The sequence below is a fragment of the Herpetosiphon giganteus genome (genome assembly GCF_016907925.1).
GTDB classification, from domain to species: domain Bacteria; phylum Chloroflexota; class Chloroflexia; order Chloroflexales; family Herpetosiphonaceae; genus Herpetosiphon; species Herpetosiphon giganteus.
In genome coordinates this window covers 1-26,067 of the sequence record NZ_JAFBCZ010000045.1, presented here as the reverse complement: position 1 = coordinate 26,067, position 26,067 = coordinate 1, and the positions used below count along the sequence as shown (strand labels likewise).

The following is a 26,067-nucleotide window of genomic DNA, read 5'->3' as shown; positions in this document are numbered from 1 at the left end:
AGTTATACAAGGAGCTGAGTGATGCTGTTACGCGACAAAATTGCGGTTATTTATGGCGCAGCAGGTTCGATTGGCAGCGCGGTGGCCCGTGGCTTTGCCCGCGAAGGCGCACGGGTTTTCCTGACAGGCCGCAATCAAACATCGCTCGAAACACTCGCCAACGAAATTCGTGAGCTTGGTGGCTTGGCCGAGGTTGCGATCGTCGATGCGCTTGATCAGGCAGCAATTGAACATCATTTAGCCGAACTGCTGGCCAAAACAGGCAGGATTGATATTTCATTCAATGCGATTTGGATTCGCGGTGATTTGCAGGGCACGCCATTAATTCAAATGCCAGCTGATGATTTCACTACGCCAATTATGACTGGCGTGAAAACCCATTTTTTGACTGCCACCGCCGCTGCTCGCCAGATGGTACAGCAACAATCAGGCGTGATTTTGACCCTCTCGGCATCGTCATCAGTGCTATCAGGCCGTGAACGGCGCTATCATTTAACTGGTGGTTTTAGCACCGCCTGCCTTGCGATCGAAGGCTTTACCCATAGTTTGGCGGGCGAAGTTGGCCCGCAGAATGTGCGTGTGGTTTGCCTGCGCTCCGATGCCCTACCTGAAACTTGGAATAATCCCGCCGAGCAAATTCAGCGCTATATGCAAGACGGCACGGCACTTGGGCGTTTACCACGCTTAAACGAGGTTGCCAATGCAGCAAGCTTCCTCGCCTCGGATTATGCCAGCGCCATGACTGGCACAATTGCCAATCTTACCTGCGGCTCGATTATGGCCTAGCAACGCCTTTAGAATTTACCTGCCCCTGCTATAATGCTGCTAGCACTCTGCAATTACGAGGAGACTCACGATGTCACAACTGCGGCTAGCAGTCATTTTGAATCCCCATTCCAATCGTCAACGTGCAGCCCACCAAGCGTCACACATTATGGCCATGCTCAGCCATTTTGGGCTTGAAGCCAGTTTATTCAAAACCACCCACGTTGGCCATGCCACGAGTTTAGCTCAGCAATGCGTTGCCGAAGGCACGTGGGATGGCATTATTGCTGCTGGCGGCGATGGCACGATCAATGAAATTGTGAATGGTATGGCTGGCTCTCAGCTGCCGCTCAGTTTTGTGCCGCTTGGCACGGGCAACGATTTTGTTAAAATGCTCAAATTACCAGCCAATAGCATCGTTGAGGCGATTCGGGCGATTGCCAACAATCAGTTGCGCCAGATCGATTTGGGCATGATTAACGAACACTGGTTTATTAATGGCGTGGGCATTGGCTTGGATGCAAATGTGGCGATTGAGGCCCAAAAACTCAAACGCATCAAGGGTGGCTTGGTCTATATCATTGCCGTGCTCAAATCGATTTTGCGCTACGAAGCCCGCGATCTGCTGATTGAAACCGATGATTTAACCCTGCAACAACGGATCAATATGGCGACGGTTGGCAATGGTGGCTATCATGGCGGCGGCTTTTGGGTCACGCCTGCGGCCAAAATCGACGATGGCTTGCTTGATGTGTGCCTAACCGGCGAGCAATCACGCTGGTCGATGGTGCGCGATTCGGCTCGGGTGCGCCAAGGAACCCATGGCGATTTGCCAAGTGTGACAATGCTCAAAACCCGCACCTTTAAGCTGTATAGCGAGCGGGGCGTGCCCGTTCATGTCGATGGTGAGGTGTTTAGCGCAAGCTTACACGACATCAGCATCAGCATTCAGCCAGCAGCATTGACGATTCGGGTGTAGAGGGTTTTGTTATGCAGTTAGTATTATTGGGCATTTTAGGCTATTTAATTGGCGGAATCCCCTTTGCTGTGCCGGTGGTGCGCTTGCTGAGCGGCCACGATGTGCGCTCGACTGGCTCAGGCAATGTTGGGGCGCGTAACTCGTTGCGAGTGGCTGGGGCTGGGGCTGGAGTGTTGGTTTTAGTGCTCGATGCGCTTAAATCAGCCATCCCAATGCTGCTAACTGATGCGCTATTCGCCAACAAATTGGCGGTTGCAGTGGTTGGGGTGGCTGCGGTTTTGGGCCATTGCTACTCGCCCTATTTATTGCTGCGCAGTTTCAAAACCCCATGGCAACATTGGCGGCACTGGATGTTGCTGGTTGGTGGCCAAGGTTTAGCCACCGGGCTGGGCGTGATTAGCGTATTTACGCCGATTTTGGCCTTGCCACTTTTGGCTGTAGGAGCATTTTTTGCCTTGGTGCTGAAGCGCAGCAGTTGGGCAGCGCTGGTGATGATCAGCGCCGCGCCAATCGCAGCCTATCTGCTTGGTTATGGAGATGTTGTTTGGCTCAGTATTGCAGCATGTGCCATCATCATCCTCACCAAGCTCTGGCAAGATTATCCGTTTAAAGATTGATATTTAACCACGAAGAACACGAAGAACATGAAGGGCGAGAGCTAATGATTATAATAATCGCTGATCCCTCGCCCCTGAACCCTGACCCCTACCTACTACCGACCCCAATCGATGCTGCCTTCGGCATCGACATTTTGAATCAAGGTGGTGCTGAGTTTGGTTTTGGGATCATATAGTTGAATCGTGCCACTGCCGCCTGGCGTGCAAGCATAGCCATCGTTGGCACACACCACCAAGGCCAAAATTTCGCCAGCAGGTGCCCACGTCGCTTGCGAAACAAACTCCGTGCCATATTCAACCAAAGCCGAAACTTCAATTGCGGTGCCAATATAATCGGCAACTTGGGGTTGATTGCCAGTGCTCATCACATTCAACATCGGGCTACCCTTGGCTCCGAGTGAAATATAGGCCACGCCATCACCGCGCAAGGTTGGCCGCACGCTAGCACTTTGCACATCCATCGCCAAACCAATCGGCTGCGTGCCACCATTAATCGGATCGATCTGTTCCAGCGTGCTGAAATCGATCAACACCCGATAGCCAATAAAACCAAAGCTATACAACGTGCTGCCGTCGCGGTTCCAGAACGGCGCATAGAAAATTCGCCGTGGATCAGGGAAGGCAGCGTTTTGGACTGGCGCACTGACTGGAGTCCAGCCATTTTGGCCTTGGCGACCAACCAGGCCAACCGTGTTGAAGCCTTCGTTAATATCGCCAATTGTTGGCGAGACATAGGCCAAGCGTTTGCCATCGGGCGACCATGCTGGTTGACAACCTTGAGCAACGGTTGTGCTGGTATTACTATTCAAATCGACAACGATCAATTGGCTATCATTGGCACACGCCAAGGGATAACGATTATCAGCATTGCCGCTGACCACCGCCAAGGCCGTGCTATCTGGTGCCCAACGCGGCGCTTCGTTGACATTGGTGGTCAAGGCTTGAGCATTTTCACCATCACGATCGGCCACAAACAAGGTGCGATTATCCAAATAGGCAATTTTGGTACCATTTGGCGAAACCCGTGCCAACTCGCCACGTTCAGCAACTAATTGTTCAGTTTTGAGCTTAACATCGTAGCTCCACAAGCCACCAGCCCGCTCAAAATAGATCCAACCACTGCTGGCGCTTGGTGGCGCTGGAGTTGCGGTTGGTTCGGGCGTTGGCGTTGCGGACGGCAAGGGAGTCTCGGTTGGCGTTGGGCTTTCCAAGGGTGTTGCGGTTGGCAACGGCGTGACCGTAATCGGGCCAAGATTGAGGGTTGGGGTTGCCTGCACAGCGCTTGAGCGAGTTGGCGTTGGCGCGCCAAGCTCAGCGGTTATGGTTGCTGTGGCAGTTGGGCGTTGCAGCGCTTGGTTTACTAAAGCAATAGCCGTTGCAGTTTGTTGACGTAAATTCGGGGTAACGGTGAGATTAACAGTTGCTGGCGTTGCGCTACATCCTACCAGGATCAGCGCCAAGAGCAACCAAGAAACCAATCGACGCATACGCCTTTTCTCCTACACAGTAACTTAATCGTACCCAGTCAGCGCTCGCTGCGCGTGCTGAGTCAATAATGTCCAATAAAGTTGCTCAATCTGGGAAACCACCACCGGCGCGGCCAATCTGGTTTGTGCAGTTTGGTGGGCAGCTTGGCCAAGTTGTTTGGCTCGCTGCGGATTTGCCAACAATTCTGCTGCCAACCGCCCAAGTTGGTGGGCTGAGTGGGCCAAATAGCCGTTATAGCCATGGGTGATTAGGTCTGGCGTGCCGCCCGTAGACATTGCCACAATTGGCATGCCAACTGCACACGCCTCCAGCAAAACCCGACTCAGCGGCTCGCCCCAGGTTGAGGGAAAGAGCAACAGTTTGGCTCCTGCCATGAGGCGCAAAACCTCGTCATGTTCAACCCAATCCAGGGCAATTACCTCCACACCTTGGGCTTGAATCGCTGCCACGAGGGCTGGATTCTGGCCGCCAGCAATCACTAAGGTTGCATCGCCACCAGCAGCCCGCATGCTTGCCATAATTTCAGGCAGCAAATACGCGCCTTTGTTGCGGGCCAATTTGCCAGTGAACAACACATATGCTTGGTTAATGGTCGTTTGGGCAGGTGTTGCTAGCACTTTGGCAATCGCCGGCAAATTAACCATATTTGGGATTGGCCATAGTTTTTCGGGCGCAATCAGTGGCCTAAGCCGCTGCGTAATGTAATCGCTCAACGAAATTACTGCGTCGCAGGCCTGCAAAAGCTGTCGTCGCCAACGCATATGCGCTTGAACATAGGGCATGGCCAATAACGAGAGCGCTCCCAGCAAAGGCTTGCGCCGCGCCAGCATATCAGTCGCGGTTGCCGCCCAACCAAACTTGTCTAATGGCACATTATCGCCATGTAAATTGGTGCCAAAATAATGGTTTGGCCAGTGATCGCGCACGGTTGCCACCACCGGCAGATTAAGCTGTTGCCCAGCCAGCACCGCTGCGCCAATCCCTTGGACGTGCTGGCCATGGATAATCACATGCTCACGTTGATCGCCGATAGTTTCGACAATTGCTTGGGCAAATTGCGGCCAGAACAGCTCAAAGCGCGACCAATTGGCCACAAACGGCAAGCGTGAAGGTTGATAGCCAACCTCAACCACGGGCACGCCCGCCTCAACCCGCCGTTGGAGGCCACGAAGCCCAGCTTTGGGAACCAAAGCAGTTACCTGATGGCCGCGTTCGAGCAAGGCCAGCGCTAAGGCATGGCTGCTCCAGCCAGCGCCACCAGTCCGCGGCGGAAAGACATCGCTTGGCAAAAGCACGTGTAGCGGTTTCATGGCTGAGTAATCATCGTTTGTAAAATTTGCTTCAAGGCTTGGCAATGTTGCTCCCATGAATAATGTTCAACCACGCGCTGGCGGGCATTTTGGCCCCATTGTTGGCGTTGCGGGTCGTTGGCAACTGCCTGCATTACTCGCGCAAGATCGGCGATATTGCCCGCTTCAAACAACCCGCCTTCCTGCTGTGGTCGAATAATAGTATCCAATGGCGGAATGTTCGCCGTCACCACGGGCAAGCCTGCGGCCATATATTCGTAAATTTTCAGCGGCGACCAAAAGAAGCCTGCTGCTTGCAACGCTGGGTGGCGGGCCGGATTAAATGGCGCAACCCCAACACTTGCTTGAGCCAATAAGGCTGGCACTCGTTCATGCGCCACTGCTCCAGCCCATTCAAAATGTTCAGCATATGGCGCGGCAAGTCGTTGCGCTTCTGTTTGTTCAGGGCCGCTGCCAATTAATAAAAATTTCGCTTGGCTGCCTTGCTGAATCAAGCGAATCGCCGCTTGAATAAAATCGGTTACGCCATGCCAATGCCGAAACGAGCCAAGAAACACAAACACTGGCTGAGCTAGCGGCTTGGTTTGGGGTCTAAATGCCTGAACATTCGCGCCCCATGGCAATTCGACAATGCGGCTACGCTCGATTTCTGGCGGAACAGTTGTATGCAGCGGTGTTACGATTTTGCTGCTATGCCGACATTGCCACGCCGCCCAGCGCCGCATCGGGCCAGAATTGCCAGGCAAAAGCCAGCTCAAAGCATCATCTATTTGGCGTTTGCGCACCTGTGGAGGGTCAACAATTAAGGCATTAACTTCCAACAAGGTTGGTATTTTTTGGCGAGCTGCCGCCAAAATACCTGCGCCAGCAAAGTTGTAATAGCGCTCCATCACTGCGTCGGGCTGCAACTCGCGTACCAAGCGCGCAATCGCTGCATAGCCCAATAAACTTAAGGGCTTCGGCAAATCAGCTTCGTACCAGGTAATCGAGTCAGTTTGATGCTTGGGCAATTGCCATGGCTTGCGCCGTTGGCCTTGGGCTGGGCGCGTCACCACGTGCATTTCAACGCCAAGTTGGGCTAGCCCTTTGGCGACTTCGGTTGTATGAATTGCGCCACCAAACGCGCCAGGCACGCGAATGCCACTGGCGATATATAAGACTTTCACAGGCAATCCCTACAGTTTGTCGTTCAAGCTTTATTATAGCTGCAAACGCTAAGCTGAGAACATAGAACATAGAGCAAAGAGCATAGAACAGAGAAATTATGAAGGATGAGGGATGAAGGATGAATTTAGAGATAGAAGGATAATTTGGTGAAATTCGGTGAATTCATGGCTAAAAAAAGCTCTGCGCCTCTGCGTTAGTCATCCACGAAGGGCACGAAGGCCGGAAACCGCGAAGAGCGCAAAGGGCTATTGGCTATGGGATTCAGGTTTTGCCTTTTGACTTCTGCCTTTTGATTTTACTTCATCCCTCATCCTTCATACTTCATCCTTTGGTTGCTCTGCACCGTTGCGTTAAAAAAAGATGGAGATCGAGCCACGACACGCCCGATCTCCAAAACATTTTGGCTATAGTTTTGCCTTTTGCCCTTTGACTTTGAGCTTACTCTGCGCTTTGCTCCAAGGCAGCTTGCACAAAATCGCGGAATAATGGATGTGGATTATTTGGCCGCGATTTGAATTCAGGGTGGAATTGCGAAGCCACAAACCATGGATGGTCGCGCAACTCAACAATCTCGACCAAACGGCCATCAGGCGAGTGTCCGCTAATCACAAAGCCAGCTGCTTCCATGGCTTTGCGATATTTGTTGTTAAATTCAAAGCGATGGCGATGGCGTTCCAGGGCCAATTCACGGCCATAGGCTTTGGCTGCTTTGCTGCCTGGCGCTAAAATACAGGGGTACACGCCCAACCGCATCGTGCCACCCTTGTCGCTAATATCCAATTGATCAGGCATAAAATCGATCACCGGCAGTTTGGTATTAGGATTAAACTCGGTTGAGTTGGCATCGGGAGCGTTTAGTGCAAAGCGCGCAAATTCAATCGTGGCGCATTGCATGCCCAAACACAAGCCCAAGAAGGGAATCTTGTTTTCGCGAGCATAGCGCACAGCGCGAATTTTGCCCTCAACACCACGATAGCCAAAGCCGCCCGGCACGATAATGCCTTGCACATCGCCAAGCATCGTCACCGGATCGGCAACTTCAAGTTCTTCCGATGAGACCCATTTGATCTCGACCTGAATATCTTGCGCCCAACCAGCGTGGCGCACCGATTCGGCAACGCTCATATAAGCATCGCGCAATTCAACATATTTGCCAACAATTGCCACGGTTGTATGGCGTTTTGGCTGTTTGATGCCAGCAACCAACGAGCGCCATTCATCGAGCTGGACTGGCTGCGCAGCCAAAGCTAAGCGTTCGCAAATTAAATCGCCTAAACCTGCTTCTTCCAAAACCAATGGCACTTCATAGATTGTTTCAACGGTTGGCAGGGCAACCACAGCCTCGGTGGGCAAATCAGCAAACAGGGCGATTTTCTCGCGAATTTCATCATCAACTGGCAAATCGGAGCGACAAAGCACAACCGCTGGCGAGATGCCGACGCGGCGCAATTCGGCGATTGAGTGTTGGGTTGGCTTGGTTTTGAGTTCGCCGCTGGCTTGGAGGTAGGGCAGCAATGTGACGTGAATATAGATCACATTATCGCGGCCTACATCTTTTTTCATTTGGCGAATTGCTTCGAGGAATGGCAAGCTTTCAATATCGCCAACCGTGCCACCAATTTCCACAATCACCACATCGGCGCTGGTATTTTTGGCAACGAGGGCCACGCGGCTCTTAATTTCGTTAGTAATATGCGGAATAACCTGAATCGTGCCGCCGAGGAAATCGCCACGGCGCTCTTTTTGAATCACGGAAGAATAAATTTGACCGGTTGTAATGTTATTAACGCGGGACAAATTTTCATCAATAAAGCGTTCGTAGTGGCCCAAGTCGAGGTCGGTTTCGGCTCCATCTTCGGTCACAAAAACCTCGCCATGTTGGTAGGGCGACATTGTGCCGGGGTCAACATTGATATAAGGATCAAGTTTCTGAATTGAAACGCTAATACCACGACTTTTCAGCAAACGGCCCAGCGAGGCCACGGTGATCCCTTTGCCCACCGATGAGGCTACGCCACCCGTTACGAAAATATACTTCGTCATTGACTGTGCTCCGCGTTAAATAAAAAATCCGCACTGAATACATCAGTACGGGCCTTGATTATACCATAGATGGGTTGATTGTAGATTGTGGCTTAAATGAAAGCTACCAAGTTTAAGTTCAAGGTTTCATCAATTTAACTCGATCACCACCCCTCCGCCCCGCCGTTAGGCGGGGAACGCAGGGGGTTTTCATCCCCCTGCACCCCCTAAAGGGCAATTTGTGGATTGTAATCGGACTAAAAGCTAGCCAGAATTATTCTTTTGACGCGAATTGCTTAATCTTAATCAGGGCTATTGGCCTCAACCGAAGCCATAACTTGGTGCAGCAAGCGTTTAAGCTCAAAATAATCGCTCGCATTGAGACCAAGTGCTTGAAAAATTGAGGCTGGCACATTGCTAGCCTGCTGGCGCAAAGCCCGCCCAGCTTCAGTTAATTGAATTTCAACTTCACGTTCATCGCTGGCTCGGCGTTGACGCTGCAAAAAGCCAGCACTTTCTAGCCGTTTGAGCAATGGCGAAAGCGTGCCCGAATCAAGCTGAAGCTGCTCGCCAAGCTGCTTGACGGTTTGGGCTTCGTGCTGCCACAACACCAACATCACCAAATATTGCGGGTAGGTCAAACCCAACGCCTCTAATAGTGGCCGATACGCCTTGTTAATTGCGCGTGAGGCCGCGTACACATCGAAGCACAATTGTTGCTCCAACAATAAGCCCTGTTCTGCCAAATTCATCGTCGGCCTCCTATGTTTTGCATAACAGCACCGTAGCATGAAAATTAGCTCTTGACAAATTGAATTGCACACAATATAATTGCCATAAATATAAATTTACTATGTTTGAAGGAGCTTGACAATTATGGCACTTAAAACCTTATATACGACCACGATGACTGCAAGCGGCGGACGCACTGGCCAAGTAACTGCACCTGATGGCAGCTTGACCCTCGATTTAGCCTCGCCCAAGGAATTAGGCGGGCCTGGTGGCGCGACCAACCCTGAGCAATTGTTTGCTGCTGGCTATGCTGCCTGTTTCCATAGTGCCTTGAGCTTGGTTGCCAAACATGCCAAAGCCGATGCTAGCGATTCAAGCGTGACTGGCACGGTCAGCCTTGGCGCAAATGCTCAAGGTGGCTATGGCTTGGCCGTCACCTTGACCGTCGATTTGCCTAAAGTCGAGCGCGAAACCGCCTTGGCCTTGGTCGAAAAAGCGCATACCGTTTGCCCATACAGCAACGCAACCCGTGGCAATATCGACGTTGAGCTGATCGTAAAATAACGTCGAGTTTTAACGCAGAGGCGCAGAGAACAATAATTCTCTGCGCTACTGCTTTAGACAAGTTCAATCCAAATTGTTTAGTTACTGATACCAGTCAGGCGTTGTACGCGCTCGGCAACTGGCAATAATGGGCAATCGTTGCAGTTTTGGCCGCCCTCAACTTGATAGTATAAGCAGCAACCACCGCGTTGCAGGAACGTTGCACATTGATCGCTGGCCGTATTCAGCTCAATATAGCCAGTTTTGCTGGCCTTCATGGCTGAACCTTTAGCGCCAACGAAGGCCAAGCCTTCTGCACAAGCAACATCAACTTGCTCAAGGCGCTGGCCAACCCGCAAGAAAATACCTGCACAGCGATCGGCGATGATGTTCCATTGAGCACGTTGGCCTAAACCTGATTGCTCAGCGACCAATTGCACTACTGGCGCAAGATGTTGCTCAAATTGCTGGCGAAATTGTTCGCGCAAGCTGGCTTTATCGGCAACGACGGTTACATTCGCATGCGCTTGATCAGCTGTTAAGCCGAAAAACCGCTGCGAAGCAAAGGCGACTTCTGGCTGATGGCCGTTGTCGTTGCTGGGGAAACGCGCCAACACATTGGATCGATCCATGTCGGGAACCCGTTGATCGATCAATAAGCTGGCAATCGCTGCCCCAGCCAGATACCAAACATACGAACTAATAAAGAACGAGCCGGCCAAACGACGCTTTTCCAGCTTGCGAACTTCCGCAAAGCTTGCAAGAATGGTGTTCAACATCGCTGGATCGGTCAATGCTGTAGCTGAGACCCAATCTGGCTCGGTTGGTTCGACAATCCGCGCAACCAAGTATTGATCCAAGGTTACGGCGCGTTCGAAGCTTTGGGCAAGTGGGCTACGTTCTACATGCATATGCACATCCTCTATCAATAAACATTTTTTATTGCTTGGTCAAGCTCTTGACAACGCGTTGGGCCAGCACTTCTGCTGATAAGGGGCCACCAAAGAACCAAACATCGCCACCCAATGGATAGGCTTGGCCTTTTTTTACAAAATCAAGGCTATCCCAGAATGGCTTGATCGTGCCGCTGGCAAATGGGTTATCATCATCGGCCACAACATACATAAAGTGAATATCGCCCAGCCCAGCCAACGCTTCGCTGCTTACGGTCGAGAAGCCATAGACTTGGAAGGTACTGTCAGTCCAGGCATTCTTAAGCCCAGTTTTAGCGATCAATTTGGCAATCATCGAGTTGTCGGTGAACAAGCGAATTTCGGCGGCGCTGTTTGAGGTGTAAGCTTGAGCCAACACGTAGGGAGCATTTTCAAAGCCTGCTGCAGCCAAGGTTTGCTTGGCTTCGGCGTAGGTTTGCTCCATTTTGGCCAACACAGCTTTGGCTTCTTCGGTTTTGTCCAGCACATCGGCAATCGTGTTGAAGGTTTCGATCATTTCAGTGTATTGATCGCCTGATTCAGGATAGGGATTGAAGACCAAGGTAGGGGCAATGGCGCTATATTGGGCATAGTTCTTTTCAGCATCATACTTAAGCGCAATAATCAAATCAGGCTTGATTGCAGCAATCGTTTCGAGGTTGGCCTCGCCACGCGTGCCAACATCAACCGCAGTTGGGCCTAATTCAACGGGGACATCAACCCATTTGTTGTAGCCTTCGATGTCGGCAACGCCTGCTGGTTGCACGCCCAAGGCCAAAAGATTTTCAACATAGACCCATTCGAGCACAACGACCTTTTGAGGAACGCCAGTGATCGTGGTTTCGCCCATCACGTGCTTGATCGTGCGCGTGCCAGCAGTGTCAGCTGGAGCAGTGGTTGCTTCGGCGGCGGCTTCAGTCGCGGCAGCGGTTGCTTCTGTTGCAGTCGTCGCGGTTGCGGCGGCAGCAGTGGTTGGGGCGGTCGTTGGAGCGGTCGTTGCTGCCGATGAACCACAGGCAGCCAAAATGCTGACCAAGCCAATTAATGCCAAAAATCGTTGCATTGTTGTATCTATTCCTGCTGGCCGCTTGCTATTCTCAAACGGCCAGCGCTAAATCAGGCTTATTTGCTTTCCGACAAGAGCGCTTCCGTAACCCGTTGGGCAAAGACTTCGGCGGCAATTGGGCCACCAAAGGTCCAGGTTTGGCTATCCAAAGTGTGGGCCTTGCCAGCTTTGACAAACTCTAGGCTATCCCAGTAGGGTTTGATCGCGGCACTTTGGAAGGGATCGTTATTTTCTTCGGTGATGTAGAGCATGTGAATATCGCTGAATTGAGCCAAGGCTTCGGTGCCAACTGACGAGAAGCCCCACACTTGGTAGGTTGGGTCTGACCAAGCGTTTTTCAAGCCCAAACGTTTGATGATTTCCATCACCGCAGCGTTATCGGTGAACAAACGCACTTCAGCAGCGTTGTTGCTGGCGTAGGTTTGGGCTACCAACACATTGGCATCAGCCAAACCAGCAGCAGCCAATTGCTCTTTGGAAGTAGCAAAAGTTTGTTCCATCTTGGCCAACACTTGTGCGCCTTCAGTTTCTTTGCCCAAGACTGCGGCAATTGTGCTGAAAGTCGTCGTCATTTCGGCGTATGGATGGCCTTCGCCCTCTTTCAAGTAGGGATTGAACATCATCGTTGGAGCGATGGCATTCAATTGATCGTAGATCGTTTCGCCGCGCAACGAGCCAACCAAAATCAAATCAGGCTTCAATGCGGCAATCGTTTCAAAATCGGGCGCTGGATTTGCACCGATTGAAACCACGCTGGGATCAATCGTCAATGGCAAATCAATCCACTTGGGATAATTTTCCAAATCGATTGCACCAACTGGTTGCACGCCCAAGGCCACAACATCTTCCAAATACATCCAGTCGAGGGCGATAACCCGTTGTGGAACATTGGGAATGCTGATTTCGCCCAAGGCGTGGGTGAAGGTGCGATTGCCAGAATTAGTGGTTGTATCGCTAGCGGCGGTGGCAGTTGGTTGAGCCACAGCGGCTTCTGTTGGCGCGGTTGTGGCAGTAGCGGCGGCAGCCTCGGTTGGAGCCGCGGTCGCTGCTGGAACGCTAGTTGGGGTGCTGGCTGCACCGCCACAGGCTGCTAACACCGTCAATAGCAAGCCACACGAGAGTAAACGAGAAAAACGAACCATTGAAAGTTACTCCTAGGGTTAAGCGCGGCTGCCAACAGCATCCGCATGCAACAGGGTATCTGTAGGTTCCGCAGCACACAGACCATACGGAATGCACAATGGCACGCCGGTGCGCGGATCGGGGATAACTTCAGCTTCGATGCCAAACACAGCGCGTAACAACGACGGTGTAATTACATCGCGCGGCGCTCCAGCGGCTTGCACAACGCCAGCCCGCAGCGCAATCACATGATCGGCATGGCGCGTGGCATGGTTCAAATCATGCACCACCATCACAATCGTGCGGCTTGATTGACGATTAAGCTGTTCTAAAAGCTGTAAGACTTCAACTTGATGGGCCAAATCCAAAAAGGTGGTTGGCTCGTCAAGCAGGATAATATCGGTTTCTTGGGCGAGGGTCATAGCGATCCATGCGCGTTGGCGTTGACCGCCAGAAAGCGCATCGACCGCGCGATCGGCCAATTCGACCATGTTGGTAATTTCGAGCGCCGAGCGCACCGCTGTTTCATCTGCTGCCGACCATTGCTGAAACCAGCGCTGATGCGGATAGCGGCCTTGGGCCACCAACTCACGCACGGTCAAGCCTTCGGGTGCAACCGGATTTTGCGGCAAAATACCAAGTTGGGTTGCTAATTGGCGGGTCGGAATGCGCTGCACATCGTGGCCATCAAGCACAACTGCGCCATGCTTGGGCTTAATCAAACGTGCCAAACCCCGCAATAAGGTCGATTTGCCACAGCCGTTGGGGCCAATCAAAGCGGTAATCTGCCCGGCAGGCAGCGTGATCGACAACTGATCGAGAATGTTGGGGCCATCGTAGCCCAAGGTTAATGTATCGGTTGCTAACATCACATCCTCACTTTGTTTTGGCATGGTGGTAGAGCATTGTCAGGAAAAACGGCACGCCAATCACGGCGGTCACAAGGCCACAAGGAATTTCGTTGGGCGCGGCAATCGTGCGGCCAATCCAGTCGGAAGCCACCAGCAACAACGCGCCAAGCATGCCAGCGGTCGGCACAAGCCCCGTGTGATCGGTACCAACCAAGCGCCGAGCTACGTGCGGCGCGATCAAGCCCACAAAGCTAATCACTCCAGCCACGGCAACGCTTGCGCCAGCCAAGGCCACGGCAACAAATAAAATCCAGGCTCGTTGACGGCCAACATTCACGCCCAAGCCCAAGGCGACATCTTCGCCAAGGTGCAGGCTATTCAGTTGGCGCGCTTGAAACCAAGCCAAGGGCACAGCAATCGCGACCCACGGCGCAAAGGCCCAAAAATCGACCCACGAGCGGCCATAGACGCTGCCCGTTAGCCAAATCATGGCCCGTTGCACATCGTAGATATTGCCAATCGTAATCACCAAGGTTGTGACGGCGGAACCAACTGCACTCAAGCCAACCCCAATTAAGATCAAGCGCATCGGTGAATCGCCACCCTTGCGCCAGGCCAAAACATACATCAAGCCAGCGGCAACCAAGGCCCCAGCAAAAGCCGCGACCGGAATCCAGCGGGCTGGGAAATTGCGTACCAAGATTGTCAACACCACGGCAACCAAACCAGCGCCAGTGTTGATGCCCATAATGCTCGGGTCGGCCAGTGGATTGCGGGTCAAGCCTTGCAGCAATGCGCCAGATGTGCCAAGCGCCAAGCCAACCAAGGCCGATAGCAGCATGCGTGGCAAGCGCAGAGTCCGCACAATCAGCACATGTTGCGGGTCGCCTGTTTCCATGCCGAGCAAGGTTTTAACCACATCCAATGGGCTAATTTTATATTCGCCAACGCCCATGTTGATGATCATAATTGCCAACACCAACAGCCCAACAATCAGCCCAACCTTGGGCAAACGGCGGTCGATGCGCAGCGAAAATCGCGCATGCTTGGGCCGAATGGTAATCCATGGAAATGTTTTCATCGTTGCACCCGCCAGCGTACAAGGTAAATAAACATTGGGCCGCCGAGCAGCGCGGTAACAACGCCAACTGGAATTTCCATCGGACGCACAACAACCCGCCCAATAATATCGGCCACAACCAGCAGCAAGGCCCCGCCGATGGCACAATAGGGCAAGAGCCAACGATAATCGATGCCAACGATAAAGCGCATAATGTGCGGCACCAACAAGCCCAAAAAGCCAATTGGCCCAGCCAAGGCAACCGCGCTGCCAGCCAAAAGCACCACGGCAATTGCCGCAATCACTTTGACCCAGCCAGTGCGTTGGCCCAAGCCCCGCGCCACATCTTCGCCCAAGGCCATTGCGGTCAGCGAGCGCCCAAGGCTCAGCGCCAGCACAAAGCCAACCCCAACGTAGGGCAGGCTCTCGGCGATTAAGCCCAAATCGCGCCCAGCAACCGTGCCCGCCAACCACAAGCGCACTTCATCAAGCGTTTGTTGATTGAGAATCAGAATGGCGCTGGTGAATGAGGTGCAGAAGGCCGTGATCATGGCTCCAGCAAGGGTTAATTTGAGCGGAGTTGGCCCGCCGCGCCCTAAAGAGCCAAGGCTATAGACCAGCACAGCCGTAACCGCTGCCCCAGCAAAGGCGAAAATCGAATATAAATTGAGGGTTTTGATCTCGAAGAAGGTGATTGCCAGCACCACGCCCAAGGCTGCGCCGCTTTCAATGCCCAACAAGCCAGCGTCGGCAAGTGGATTGCGGGTCAAGCCCTGCATAATCGCGCCTGCCAAAGCCAAAATGGCCCCGACAATCGCCGCCACCAGAACCCGTGGCATGCGTAAGGTGCGAATAATCAGGTGTTGGGTCGAAGTCGCATCGTAGTTAAATAATGATGCCCAGACGGTGCTTGGCGCAACATCAGTCGCCCCAAAATTAATGCTGAGCGTCATAATCACCAGCAACAAGCCAGTTGCTAGCAGCAGGCCGATTGCTAAAGCCGCAGCGGCGCGACGTTTCGGTTTGGGCTGCGATGTTGATTGTGCAAGAGTAACCGCCACGTTGATAACTCCGTCGATCAACCGTTTTTTAAGCGCAATAAAACGACCAACGCTCAAATGCTTGGCTCGAAAAATCGCAAATTGCTCAACGGTTGGGGTAAACTTCGCCGCAAAATTCAGCTTGATTAATACAAAACCGAACTAATAAAGACAATTTAATCAGTCTTTATTGTCTTTATTGCGGGTAAGTATAGTCGCTTCAGGCTATTTGTCAAATCAATGATTGGAAGAAGTTCTAGTTAAAACAGTTTACTCTATATTATCCGTCTTTATTATTGAATTCAACCAGCCAATTGGCCTTGTTCAGTGCTACTCGGCCTCGCTAATTGGATTGCTTAGGTCTAAAATGTTAATCGAATATTTGTGCTATAAAGCTACGTTTTAGGTTATAATAAAGCCATAAATCACTATTTCGTCTAATGCTTAATTTGCTTGCTGAAGCAGATTATTCGCAGCCATGTGGCGCTTGAAGCCAGTGCCAGCGTATGTGGACAAAGCTTCACCCACGTGCAGCAAGTGTTTCACCTAAACTGAGTTTTAAGCGATAATATAAAAGGTAAAGATGCCACGTCGGAACAGATAAAGGAGTCAGTAATGACTGGGGTACTTTCTTTCTACCGAACATCCATCGGGAAGAAGGTCGTGATGGCCGTGACGGGCCTGATTGGCGTGGGCTTCGTCATCGGGCATATGCTTGGCAATCTCCAAATTTATTTGGGAGCCGAAGCATTGAACAAGTATGCGGCGTTTCTCAAGAGCACTGGCGAGTTGCTGATTGTTGTGCGGGTTGTGCTGCTGACCGCAGTCATTCTACACATCATCGCTGCCGTGCAATTGACGATTGAAAACCGCAAATCGCGACCGCAACGTTACGTCAAGAAACAACACGTCGAATCGACCTTCGCCAGCCGCACGATGCGCTATGGCGGGTTTATTTTGCTGTTGTTTATCGTCTACCACATTTTGCACTTTACCATTGGTAAAGCGCCTGGTGGGCCACAACCGTTTGACGTACACAATGTTTACAACAATGTGGTCTATGGCTTCCAAAACCTGTGGGTTTCGCTCTTTTATATTCTAGCGATGCTCGCCCTTGGGTTGCACATGGCTCACGGGGTTTGGAGCTTGTTCCAAACTTTAGGCTTAAACAACCGCCGTTTTAATCGGTTGCTGCGTAATGCTGCACTTGGCATTGGCACCTTGTTGTTTTTGGGAAATATTTCGATTCCGATTGCGGTCTTAGTTGGTTTCCTAGAACCAGTAGCGAAATAGGTGACGCATTATGCAATTGAATGCCAAAATTCCAGCAGGGCCGCTGGAAGATAAATGGGATCAGCACCGCTTCGACATGAAGTTGGTCAATCCTGCCAATAAGCGTAAATACACCGTTTTGGTGGTTGGCTCAGGCTTGGCAGGCGCTTCTGCTGCTGCTTCATTGGCCGAGCTTGGCTATAACGTCAAGTGTTTCTGCTTCCAAGATAGCCCCCGCCGCGCCCACAGTATCGCGGCGCAAGGTGGTATCAACGCTGCCAAGAACTATCAAAATGACGGCGATAGTGTGCGCCGTTTGTTCTACGATACGATCAAAGGTGGCGATTATCGCGCCCGCGAAGCAAATGTGTATCGTTTGGCGCAAGTCAGCGTCAATATTATTGACCAATGTGTGGCCCAAGGCGTGCCATTTGCCCGTGAGTACGGCGGCGTGATGGCCAACCGTTCATTCGGTGGCGCACAGGTTTCGCGTACCTTCTACGCACGCGGCCAAACCGGCCAACAATTGTTGCTCGGCGCTTACTCAGCGCTGGAACGCCAAATTGGCTTGAAAAAAGTCGCTATGTATTCGCGCTGCGAAATGTTGGATATTGTGTTGGTTGATGGCAAAGCGCGAGGGATTATCACCCGTGATTTGATCAACGGCAAGATCGAACGCCACGCAGGCGATGCAGTCGTGTTGGCAACTGGTGGCTACGGCAACGTCTTCTACCTTTCAACCAACGCCAAAGGCTGTAACGTAACGGCCAGCTATCGCGCTTACAAACGTGGCGCGGCGTTTGCCAACCCATGTTTTACCCAAATTCACCCAACCTGTATTCCAGTTGCTGGCGATCATCAATCAAAATTGACCTTGATGAGCGAATCGTTGCGCAACGACGGACGAATTTGGGTTCCCAAGAAGGCTGGCGACACTCGCGCTGCCAAGGATATTCCCGAAAGCGAACGCGATTATTATCTCGAACGCAAATATCCTTCGTTCGGCAACCTCTCGCCGCGTGATATTTCGTCACGCGCTGCCAAAGAAGTGTGTGATGAAGGTCGTGGCGTAGGCCCAGGCGGCTTGGGCGTGTATCTCGATTTTGCCGATTCGATCAAGCGTTTGGGCAAAAACATGATCGCCGAGCGTTATGGTAACTTGTTTGAGATGTACGAACGGATCACTGGCGAAAATCCCTACGAAGTGCCAATGCGGATTTATCCCGCCGTGCACTACACCATGGGCGGCTTGTGGGTCGACTACAACTTGATGAGCAACATCGAAGGCTTGCACGTCTTGGGCGAAGCCAACTTCTCCGACCACGGCGCAAACCGCTTGGGTGCGAGTGCCTTGATGCAAGGCTTGGCCGATGGCTACTTCATTTTGCCCTACACGATTGGTAATTACATTGCGGGCGCTAAGTTGAACCCAGTCACGACCGATCACCCAGCTTTTGCTGAAACTGAGCGCGAAGCAACCAACCAAATCAACCAATTGCTGCAAATCAATGGCAAACGCTCAGTTGATGATTTCCATCGCGAGCTTGGCAAAGTGATGTGGGATTATTGTGGTATGGCGCGTAACGATGCTGGCTTGCGCACCGCCTTGGAACGAATTCCCCAAATTCGCGAAGAATTCTGGCGCGACGTGCGCGTGCCAGGTAGCGGCACATACTTCAACCAAGAGTTGGAAAAAGCAGGCCGCTTGGCCGACTTCCTCGAATTTGCCGAATTGATGTGCCACGATGCCTTGATGCGTACCGAATCGTGTGGCGGTCACTTCCGCACCGAAAGCCAAACCGAGGATGGCGAAGCCAAACGCGATGACGAAAACTTCACCTTTGTGGCCGCTTGGGAATACAAGGGCGTTGGAACCAAACCAACCATGCACAAAGAAGTTCTCGAATTCGAAAACGTTCACCTTTCAACTCGTTCGTACAAGTAATCGCTGAGGTGCTTCAATGAAGTTAAAATTGCACATTTGGCGACAAGATAACGCCAAAACAGCGGGCAAAATGGTCAGCTACGATGCCAACCATGTCAGCCCCGATATGTCATTTCTCGAAATGCTCGATGTGCTCAACCAAGAGTTGATCACCAAGGGCGACGATCCTGTTGCCTTCGACCACGACTGCCGCGAAGGGATTTGCGGTGCATGTTCGATGGTGATCAACGGGATTCCCCACGGGCCACAGCGGGCAACCACCACCTGCCAATTGCACATGCGCTCATTCAAAGATGGCGACGAAGTGTATATTGAGCCATGGCGCGCCGAGCCATTCCCTGTGATCAAGGATTTGGCCGTTGATCGCGCAGCCCTCGACCGGATTATTGCTGCTGGCGGCTTTATTTCGGTTGGCACAGGTGCGCCACCAGATGGCAATGCAATTCCGATTGCCAAAGAAATTTCCGATTTGGCAATGGATGCCGCCGCTTGTATTGGTTGTGGGGCGTGTGTCGCCGCATGTCCAAACGGCTCGGCAATGTTGTTCACCGCCGCCAAGGTCTCGCACCTGAACTTGCTGCCCCAAGGCGAGCCAGAAAAAGACCAACGGGTGATCAACATGGTTGCCCAAATGGATGCAGAAGGCTTTGGCAACTGTACCAACTATGCAGAATGCCAAGCAGCATGTCCGAAGGAAATTAGCATTCAATTCATCGCCAAGATGAACCGCGACCTAATTCGGGCCAAGCTACGCGAAGGCAACAACGCAGGCTCCGGCAAAACCGGCGGAGCGTAGAAGCTGAGGATCGGTTGTTGGTTATCGGGGATCGGGCTGGTACAAGCTCGATCCCCATTGTTTTGTTTATCCACGAAGCGCACGAAGCGCACGAAGGGATGAAACCGCGAAGGACGCGAAGAGGGCGAAGTTTTTAGCCACAGATTTTTAGGATTATGTTCTATGCTCTATGCTCTTCATCCCTCTGCGCCGCTGCGTTAAAATTTAGCCACGAATTCCACGAATGACATTATTTTTAGCCACAGATTAGCACAGATTTATTTGATTATGTTCCTCTTAGCCCAAAGTCAATAGCTCAAAGCCATACGTTCTCTGCACCGCTGCGTTAAATTTTTCGCTTTGAATTGCCAGAATGATCTTTTGATTATTTGCAACGTCTATGTTCTATGTTCTTTGCTCTAGATTCTACTCTTCAATGAGGATAAACAATCACAGGGATAACCTTGCCAAGTGCAAGCGGCACGGTTTGTCGGCCTGTCACAATATCGCAAAAAATCAGCAAGGCTTGGTTATCAACATAGGCAATCATTCCGAGCAGCGTGGGGCTAACCAATTTAATCGAGCCAGTATGCGCAGGCACAACAATTGTCGTTAATTGTTGCTGATCAGCGAGGCGGAAAACTAAGCCCTGCCGTTGCTGTTGAATTGGCGAAGCTGCATCACAGCTTGGACCGATAGGTCGCCATTGCCATGGAGTGCGGGGATCGCAACTGAGGGCCAAAAGATACTGACTATCTGGTGTCCAGAGCATCATCGTAGGATCAAAAGGTGAGCTATGATGGTCAAAACGCTGGCGCACCATATCCGGATTAATGCCCGTTGCCAAATCACCCAATGGCTGTTGCTGTTCAATTGAATATAAGCGAATCGTACCCGACGTTGGCTCAACAGCATCACTTACCGTGGGATGATAGAGATAGGCTAAATAACGAGCATCTGGCGAAATCGATAGATTGTCAATGTCGGTTGTATCAGTGTTCTGCCCAATAATCAGATCGGTCTCGGTTTGCAGATTCTTAACTCCAAAGGCGGGGTGCCAAGAGCTGCCGCCATGGGCCAATAAGCCATGCTCAATATCTAAAAACGTGTCGCCCATTCCACCTTCGCCACTAAGCTGAATTGATTGCTTGAGTGGATCAGCTTGGGTTGGATCAAAGAACCTAATTGATGCCGATGACATTGGTCCATTGATTGAAGAGAGTTCATAAATGCCACTCGCAGTCCAACCAATAAACCAGTCAGTAACCTTCAGGTTTCCTTGAGATTCGTGCAATACCTGCCTAGCCCCTGTTTGCAGATTGATTAGCTCAAGTCGATTCCTATCCTCTAAACTGGTTGCTCCCAAACTAAAAGTTCGCATCGCTACATAATCAAGCTTGGGTGAAAATTGAAAGTGTCTGCGCCACGAAATCTCGACATGATCAGTCAATACTTGAGCTGCAAATGGTTGGTCAGGCAGCGGATTTGGCCGATAGAGGATAGGCAAGGGCAATCCTTGTTCCCGATAGATCAACCCCTCAGTTTCGGTGGTAATCATGGTTTGCTGGCCTAACCCATTGATCGCAAGCAGTGGTGCAGGATAAATACTTTCCTCAACCCCAACCTCTGCAGAAGTCAAATGAATTGCCTCAGGATCTTTTTTGGTTAAGGCCAACCAAACTAATGGCTCAGTTTGGGTCAGCACTAAGGGATTGGTTAACGATGTGGCTTGCAAATCGGTGGTTATCGTAATTGTTAAAGGGCCTGTCTGGGTCAATGTTGGGGTGATTTGATCGGTCTGACTGCTACTAATCTGTGGTGCTGAACACGCTACAAGCAAGTATAAAGCGCTCAATAGGCCACAAAACCCAATCCACCAAGCTTTGCGCATGGTTCCTGTCCTCACTCATAAACTAGGATCTCTCGTACTATAGCAAGCACAGGATGTATTCAAATGTTATTGAACTGATAAACTGCTGAAATAACGAGATCGGGCTGGGACTAGCTCAATCCCCATTGTTTTGTTTATCCACGAAAGAGAATACGGCTATTGGCTATTGGCTATCGGCTACAGGGGATTGGCTTTTGAGAACACGAATAATCATTATTTTTAGCCACAGATTGACACAGATTAGCTCAGATTCTTATTCTCCAAAGCCAATAGCCCATCACCATCCGTTCTCTGCGCCTCTGCGTTAAAGTTTAGCCACGAATTCCACGAATGACATTATTTTTAGCCACAGATTAGCACAGATTATTGCCTATCAGCCCGAATTTATAAAGTATCCACCCTGCCTCCGCTAGCCAAAAGCCAAAAGCCAAAAGCCATACGTTCTCCTCCACGTCGGGGCAGTGAGATGAACGAACCGGCACTTGGTTACAGGCTGGAACTAGCTTGCGTTTTAAACCCCTCCACGGCGGGGCAGTGAGATGAACAAAACCCGAAGGGGATCTCTTCTGGGGGGAGAATGAGTTTTAAACCCCTCCACGGCGGGGCCGTGAGATGAACCCAACGGTAACGCGAACGCCGTCCGCGACACCAACGTTTTAAACCCCTCCACGGCGGGGCAGTGAGATGAACTCCTGTGTGTCCACTTTTTAAAATGAGTGTGCGCTGGTAGATACATGCAGGGTTGTTCATTGACCATAGACAAGCACTATTTAAGCCTGGAATTTATTATGGTAAACTTAATCTCGACTAGGTAGAATAAGGGGTCCACTTTTTCAAGTATACACATTCTGTGAAGCATGCTGGCCTATGGTGTTTCCATTCAGCAAACAACGACGCTCATCCGAACGCCGTTGTTTACGCATAGCTCCAATTCTAGCGCAGAAAGCCCAATGCTGCTAGAGCATGAGGACTCCCATAATGAGCAGCACGATCACCATGGTTAGCAGCTTAAACGCTACGTTAACGGATTTTGGATGTTGCGCTAATTGCGCTGTGACCAGCATGGCGTGGTGTGGCAATTCAATCCCAATCAGTCCCTACACAACCTGCTTGAGCAACACTGGTTCAAGCGGTTGTTTAAACGGGCTTTGCAGATAGCGTTCAAGCCATGAGCTATTCAGCGGTTCAGGCAGAATGAGACTGGTGGCGCTCATGATCGTTTTGAGCCATTGCAGCGAAGCCCGACCTTCAGCGAGCGCAATCCAAACCAACATTGCTAATGTTTTATCGTCGACGGTAGCGCGGTTGCGTGAGCGATAGCGCAATGAGCGGAGTGTTTCGACCGAACAACGCATGCAAACCCCAATTCGCTATCAAGCAACTGGCAACAACGAGCCACTGCGACGAGTGCTGTTGCTCCAAGCCCAGCATTTTGCGCGGGTGGTGCAAGCCGAGGAACCACGCTATCAGCCCTATTATTGGAGCGATTGATGGCGAGCTTGCATTAACCGATACGCGCCACCAACACGAGGATCGAGCATGTTTATTTTGATTAGCTATGATATTCGCCACGATAAACGCCGTAGCCGCATTGCCAAAACCCTCAAAAATTTCGGCACACGGGTGCAATATAGTGTGTTTGAATGCAATCTGACCGCGATCCAATTGTCCGAGGTGCGCAGCCAACTAAGTGCCATCATCGTTCCCAACGAAGATAGCATTCGTTTTTATTCGTTGCCCAAAGATGCGGTGACGGCAATCGTCATTCTTGGGCATGGGGTGGTAACCCAAGACCCAATTTTCTACTGGACTGATTAGCGTGCATTAATCTCGATCGCCAATATACAATCAAAGCGAAAAGCCCGCTCTTCTTGGCGCAAGTCGCACCAACCGCGCACCCCTGTGCTGGTCAGTTCGAGCGGGCGAATCGTGCGCGTGGTGATCCGATGGGCCGACGGTGTGTAATAGCGCACGGTCAAACTTTGCCCATCACGAATTGCCTGATGCATGGCCTTGCGTGCCTGTTCGACCGTAATCATAGCCGAGGGCTGTTGACCAACCCCAAGCGTGCCATCCTCGTTGGCGGATTGAGGCGCGAGTGCCTCCCACTGCGCATCGATCGCACAGCGCTGCTCGAATGTCAGATCACCAAGGATCTGCTGGGCCTGGTGCTGAAACGCTGTGGCATAGCGCGGAACCTGTTGCGCCGCAATGCGCAACGCCAACGCCAGTGTTTCGTTATCGGTGGCGTGTGTATGCTGGCGCGGAGCTTCAAGGCCAATGGCCTGCGCAACCTGTGGCTCCGCGCCTGCTCGGACTACCCGCTGCGTTGCAGTCCAGCCCGATTGCAGCAGATCGCGCATGCCGCGTTGCGCTGCCATGGCGGTTAAATCCTCACTCCTACCTTCGATCAGCGTGACTTGGCGCATGCGCAGCTGCGGTCGAGCTACGACTGTTGCCAGCGCTGCCTCCACTGCTTACGGGCGTTGCGCATACCAGGCATCGAGCGGCTCCCAAAACCCCATCACATCACCAGTCTGCTGCATCCGAGTATGGATTGATGCCACGCTAAGCCGCCAACCATGGTCGGTTGGCTGGCCCCAGTGCCCACCAGCGCAGCAGCGGCGGTAATTGGGCTGTTGCGGGGAGCAGTAGGCCATCAAATGGGGGCGCAACCAGCGTTACGGCAGCCCAGCCATGCCAAAATATCCAGCCCCGCGCGATGCTCAGCACGCCTGCTGGTTGGAGCACCGCGCGCAACCACTGCTGCATCAGCTGCCTCCGTTGATCGTCTGGCAACCCGCCCCACGCGGCATGCTCCCAGAGCAACGCCACCACATCATCCACTCGCCGTGGTGTTTGATCCGCCATCAGCGCTACGAGGGCTTGCCACAACCCAGCCCAATCGGGATTACGCCACGCAGGCAGCCCACTGCTCGGCGGCGAACAGCCCACAATCTGCTGTTGGAGCATGCGGGTTTGTTCGGCGAGGTCGGCTTGGAGCCATGCAACGCCACGAGGCGTGATGCGCCATTGCTCAAGCCGCAGCACGAGCCAACCAGCTGCCTCTGCAAGCGTGCGCGCAAACGAGGGTGCTATTGCTGCCGATTGAGGATCGATCGAACCCTGAATCAGCACATCGGCAACTGTTTGAAACAGCATTTGAAATGAAGCAGGAATGGGCGTTGGTGGCATAGCACGGGTGCGGCGTACCCAGCGAGTGCTATCGCGGAGCAACACCGTGTGCCGACCATGCGGCGTGCGGATGGGTAGCAGCAAGCCCAGCACCGCTAGCCGTTGGAGCGAAGAGAGGCTGGCGAGCGCTTGCCATGGCGCGTGCCAACGCCAGAGATCGAGGGTTTCGGCGGCGGGCAAGGGCTGCGTGCCATGCCAAAGGGCGTGCAACAGCGCATGGTCAGCAGCGGTAAGCGAGCGCCGAATGAGCTGACGATAAGCTGGGGTTGCCCAATATTGCTGGATGGCAGCGGCCAGTGCAAGGCGGGTTTGCATTCGTTCACGACGAATGTGGCTATAATGGGCGAGGGTGCGCAAGGTGCGAATCGGTACGTGGGCCAAGGCACGGCTTGCAGAGAGCTTGACAGGTATGCGAGAATAGAGCATAATGAATCCTTTAGGTGGACACAGACGCGAGAAAAATGCTGCTTAAGTTTACCATAATTTTTATAGTGCTTCATGGCATAGTTGTTATGGTATGCAAGCAGGCTAGCAACCAGCGCGAGCAGTTGCTTGATTTTCAAAAGTGGACACACAGGAGTTCATCTCACTGCCCCGACGGCGAGGGGTTTAAAACGATGAGCATGTAGCGTACTCGCCGCCCGTCCAAGTCCGGTTCATCTCACGGCCCCGACCGCGCGGGGTTTAAAACCCGTACAACCAGCGCCCTGCCGTTCTGGCACTCCGTGTTCATCTCACGGCCCCGACCGCGAGGGGTTTAAAACGAGCCAGGTGCCGGGTCATCGCCGTGGGGGTGTTCTCGCGTTCATCTCACGGCCCCGCCGTGGAGGGGTTTAAAACTAAAAGTACTCATTCTTGACTGCTTCAAATACTACCGACGTTCAACTCACTGCCCCGACGACGAGGGGTTTAAAACACCGAAAATGTTGGATTACGGATGGCAATCTTGAAATCCGGTTCAACTCACTGCCCCGACGACGAGGGGTTTAAAACTTGAACTGTCGACTGGTTTCCCATTTATGTACACCCTGGTTCAACTCACTGCCCCGACGACGAGGGGTTTAAAACTTGAACTGTCGACTGGTTTCCCATTTATGTACACCCTGGTTCAACTCACTGCCCCGACGACGAGGGGTTTAAAACGACGGGTTGTATCCCAGAAACGCATATTCAACCCTGGTTCAACTCACTGCCCCGACGACGTTTAAGGGCGGACAGGTTGAGGAATAGCTATCAATAGATGTTAGGCCATTTCCAAGCCCAGTCGTCTGCCCCGCATCACCGTCGTTGCCCAG

24 protein-coding genes are annotated in these 26,067 nt (G+C 52.1%); 9 read left to right on the top strand and 15 right to left on the bottom strand.

Translation table 11 applies throughout. From position 1 onward, the window contains the following. The first annotated feature begins 21 nt into the window (after positions 1–21). The 3 genes from JOD20_RS24845 to JOD20_RS24835 all read left to right on the top strand — a co-directional run bounded on the left by JOD20_RS24845 (position 22) and on the right by JOD20_RS24835 (position 2,361). Complete coding sequence (locus JOD20_RS24845) at positions 22–786, top strand: SDR family NAD(P)-dependent oxidoreductase (RefSeq protein WP_204757864.1); 765 nt, start codon at positions 22–24, stop codon at positions 784–786. Positions 787–856: 70 nt separating this feature from the next. Further along, positions 857–1,744: a diacylglycerol/lipid kinase family protein gene (locus JOD20_RS24840; protein WP_204757863.1), complete on the top strand. Its 888-nt coding sequence runs from the start codon at positions 857–859 to the stop codon at positions 1,742–1,744. An 11-nt stretch (positions 1,745–1,755) separates the two neighbouring features. Further along, complete coding sequence (locus JOD20_RS24835; protein ID WP_204757862.1) at positions 1,756–2,361, top strand: glycerol-3-phosphate acyltransferase; 606 nt, start codon at positions 1,756–1,758, stop codon at positions 2,359–2,361. Positions 2,362–2,456: 95 nt separating this feature from the next. On the opposite strand, the gene JOD20_RS24830 is transcribed toward JOD20_RS24835, so the two are convergent. From JOD20_RS24830 to JOD20_RS24810, 5 genes are all read right to left on the bottom strand, one after another. Further along, complete coding sequence (locus JOD20_RS24830) at positions 2,457–3,848, bottom strand: TolB-like translocation protein (protein ID WP_204757861.1); 1,392 nt, start codon at positions 3,846–3,848, stop codon at positions 2,457–2,459. A gap of 24 nt (positions 3,849–3,872) precedes the next feature. Further along, on the bottom strand, positions 3,873–5,159 hold the full coding sequence (locus tag JOD20_RS24825) for a glycosyltransferase family 4 protein (RefSeq protein WP_204757860.1): 1,287 nt from the start codon (positions 5,157–5,159) through the stop codon (positions 3,873–3,875). Beyond that, positions 5,156–6,325, bottom strand: coding sequence for a glycosyltransferase (locus tag JOD20_RS24820; RefSeq protein ID WP_204757859.1), 1,170 nt, complete (start codon positions 6,323–6,325; stop codon positions 5,156–5,158). Before JOD20_RS24820 ends, JOD20_RS24825 begins: the two co-directional genes overlap by 4 nt. A gap of 439 nt (positions 6,326–6,764) precedes the next feature. Further along, entirely contained in the window at positions 6,765–8,369 is a 1,605-nt protein-coding gene (locus JOD20_RS24815; protein WP_204757858.1) for a CTP synthase, read from the bottom strand. A 281-nt stretch (positions 8,370–8,650) separates the two neighbouring features. Continuing rightward, a complete protein-coding gene (locus tag JOD20_RS24810; protein ID WP_204757857.1) occupies positions 8,651–9,100 on the bottom strand; it encodes a MarR family winged helix-turn-helix transcriptional regulator in 450 nt (149 codons plus the stop codon). A 124-nt stretch (positions 9,101–9,224) separates the two neighbouring features. Here JOD20_RS24810 and JOD20_RS24805 point away from each other — a divergent pair, with 124 nt between their 5' ends. Beyond that, the gene (locus tag JOD20_RS24805; RefSeq protein ID WP_239584066.1) at positions 9,225–9,644 is read left to right on the top strand and encodes an organic hydroperoxide resistance protein; all 420 of its coding nucleotides are present in this window, start codon (positions 9,225–9,227) and stop codon (positions 9,642–9,644) included. A 77-nt stretch (positions 9,645–9,721) separates the two neighbouring features. Here JOD20_RS24805 and JOD20_RS24800 read toward each other — a convergent pair whose 3' ends face one another. The 6 genes from JOD20_RS24800 to JOD20_RS24775 are packed head-to-tail and all read right to left on the bottom strand — an operon-like array spanning position 9,722 to position 15,715. Next, positions 9,722–10,534 (bottom strand): IucA/IucC family C-terminal-domain containing protein, encoded by an 813-nt coding sequence (locus tag JOD20_RS24800; protein ID WP_204757873.1) that lies wholly within the window; start codon positions 10,532–10,534, stop codon positions 9,722–9,724. Between the two features lie 28 nt (positions 10,535–10,562). Then, positions 10,563–11,618 carry an ABC transporter substrate-binding protein gene (locus tag JOD20_RS24795; RefSeq protein ID WP_204757856.1) on the bottom strand — a complete coding sequence of 352 codons (1,056 nt, stop codon included), beginning with the start codon at positions 11,616–11,618 and terminating at the stop codon, positions 10,563–10,565. 59 nt (positions 11,619–11,677) lie between these two features. After that, entirely contained in the window at positions 11,678–12,763 is a 1,086-nt protein-coding gene (locus JOD20_RS24790) for an ABC transporter substrate-binding protein (RefSeq protein ID WP_204757855.1), read from the bottom strand. An 18-nt stretch (positions 12,764–12,781) separates the two neighbouring features. Further along, positions 12,782–13,612, bottom strand: coding sequence for an ABC transporter ATP-binding protein (locus JOD20_RS24785; protein ID WP_239584065.1), 831 nt, complete (start codon positions 13,610–13,612; stop codon positions 12,782–12,784). A gap of 7 nt (positions 13,613–13,619) precedes the next feature. Further along, positions 13,620–14,675, bottom strand: a complete 1,056-nt coding sequence (locus JOD20_RS24780; protein ID WP_204757853.1) for a FecCD family ABC transporter permease — start codon at positions 14,673–14,675, stop codon at positions 13,620–13,622. Next, positions 14,672–15,715: an iron chelate uptake ABC transporter family permease subunit gene (locus JOD20_RS24775; protein ID WP_204757852.1), complete on the bottom strand. Its 1,044-nt coding sequence runs from the start codon at positions 15,713–15,715 to the stop codon at positions 14,672–14,674. The genes JOD20_RS24780 and JOD20_RS24775 overlap by 4 nt, the downstream gene beginning before the upstream one ends. A gap of 594 nt (positions 15,716–16,309) precedes the next feature. On the opposite strand from JOD20_RS24775, the gene JOD20_RS24770 reads away from it, so the two are divergent. Genes JOD20_RS24770 through JOD20_RS24760 form a run of 3 tightly spaced genes read left to right on the top strand, consistent with a single transcriptional unit; the run spans position 16,310 to position 19,707 of the window. Next, a complete protein-coding gene (locus tag JOD20_RS24770) occupies positions 16,310–16,987 on the top strand; it encodes a succinate dehydrogenase cytochrome b subunit (protein ID WP_204757851.1) in 678 nt (225 codons plus the stop codon). 10 nt (positions 16,988–16,997) lie between these two features. Next, positions 16,998–18,911, top strand: coding sequence for a fumarate reductase/succinate dehydrogenase flavoprotein subunit (locus JOD20_RS24765; RefSeq protein WP_239584064.1), 1,914 nt, complete (start codon positions 16,998–17,000; stop codon positions 18,909–18,911). Positions 18,912–18,927: 16 nt separating this feature from the next. After that, entirely contained in the window at positions 18,928–19,707 is a 780-nt protein-coding gene (locus JOD20_RS24760; protein WP_110518431.1) for a succinate dehydrogenase/fumarate reductase iron-sulfur subunit, read from the top strand. Between the two features lie 412 nt (positions 19,708–20,119). Here the strand turns inward: JOD20_RS24760 and JOD20_RS24755 are convergent, their stop codons facing one another. Together JOD20_RS24755 and JOD20_RS24750 are read right to left on the bottom strand one after the other, a co-directional pair. Beyond that, on the bottom strand, positions 20,120–21,577 hold the full coding sequence (locus JOD20_RS24755) for a hypothetical protein (RefSeq protein ID WP_204757850.1): 1,458 nt from the start codon (positions 21,575–21,577) through the stop codon (positions 20,120–20,122). A 1,097-nt stretch (positions 21,578–22,674) separates the two neighbouring features. Continuing rightward, the gene (locus JOD20_RS24750; RefSeq protein ID WP_204757849.1) at positions 22,675–22,932 is read right to left on the bottom strand and encodes a hypothetical protein; all 258 of its coding nucleotides are present in this window, start codon (positions 22,930–22,932) and stop codon (positions 22,675–22,677) included. Here JOD20_RS24750 and JOD20_RS24745 point away from each other — a divergent pair. Further along, complete coding sequence (locus JOD20_RS24745) at positions 22,931–23,068, top strand: hypothetical protein (RefSeq protein WP_204757848.1); 138 nt, start codon at positions 22,931–22,933, stop codon at positions 23,066–23,068. The two genes, JOD20_RS24750 and JOD20_RS24745, sit on opposite strands and share 2 nt — an antisense overlap. 48 nt (positions 23,069–23,116) lie before the next feature. Next, positions 23,117–23,395, top strand: a complete 279-nt coding sequence (gene cas2, locus JOD20_RS24740; RefSeq protein WP_204757847.1) for a CRISPR-associated endonuclease Cas2 — start codon at positions 23,117–23,119, stop codon at positions 23,393–23,395. On the opposite strand, the gene JOD20_RS26605 is transcribed toward cas2, so the two are convergent. Both JOD20_RS26605 and JOD20_RS26600 read right to left on the bottom strand, forming a co-directional pair. Next, complete coding sequence (locus JOD20_RS26605; RefSeq protein WP_239584063.1) at positions 23,392–23,958, bottom strand: WYL domain-containing protein; 567 nt, start codon at positions 23,956–23,958, stop codon at positions 23,392–23,394. The genes cas2 and JOD20_RS26605 overlap by 4 nt on opposite strands. Positions 23,959–24,145: 187 nt before the next feature. Then, on the bottom strand, positions 24,146–25,198 hold the full coding sequence (locus tag JOD20_RS26600; protein ID WP_239584062.1) for a hypothetical protein: 1,053 nt from the start codon (positions 25,196–25,198) through the stop codon (positions 24,146–24,148). Positions 25,199–26,067: the final 869 nt, after the last annotated feature.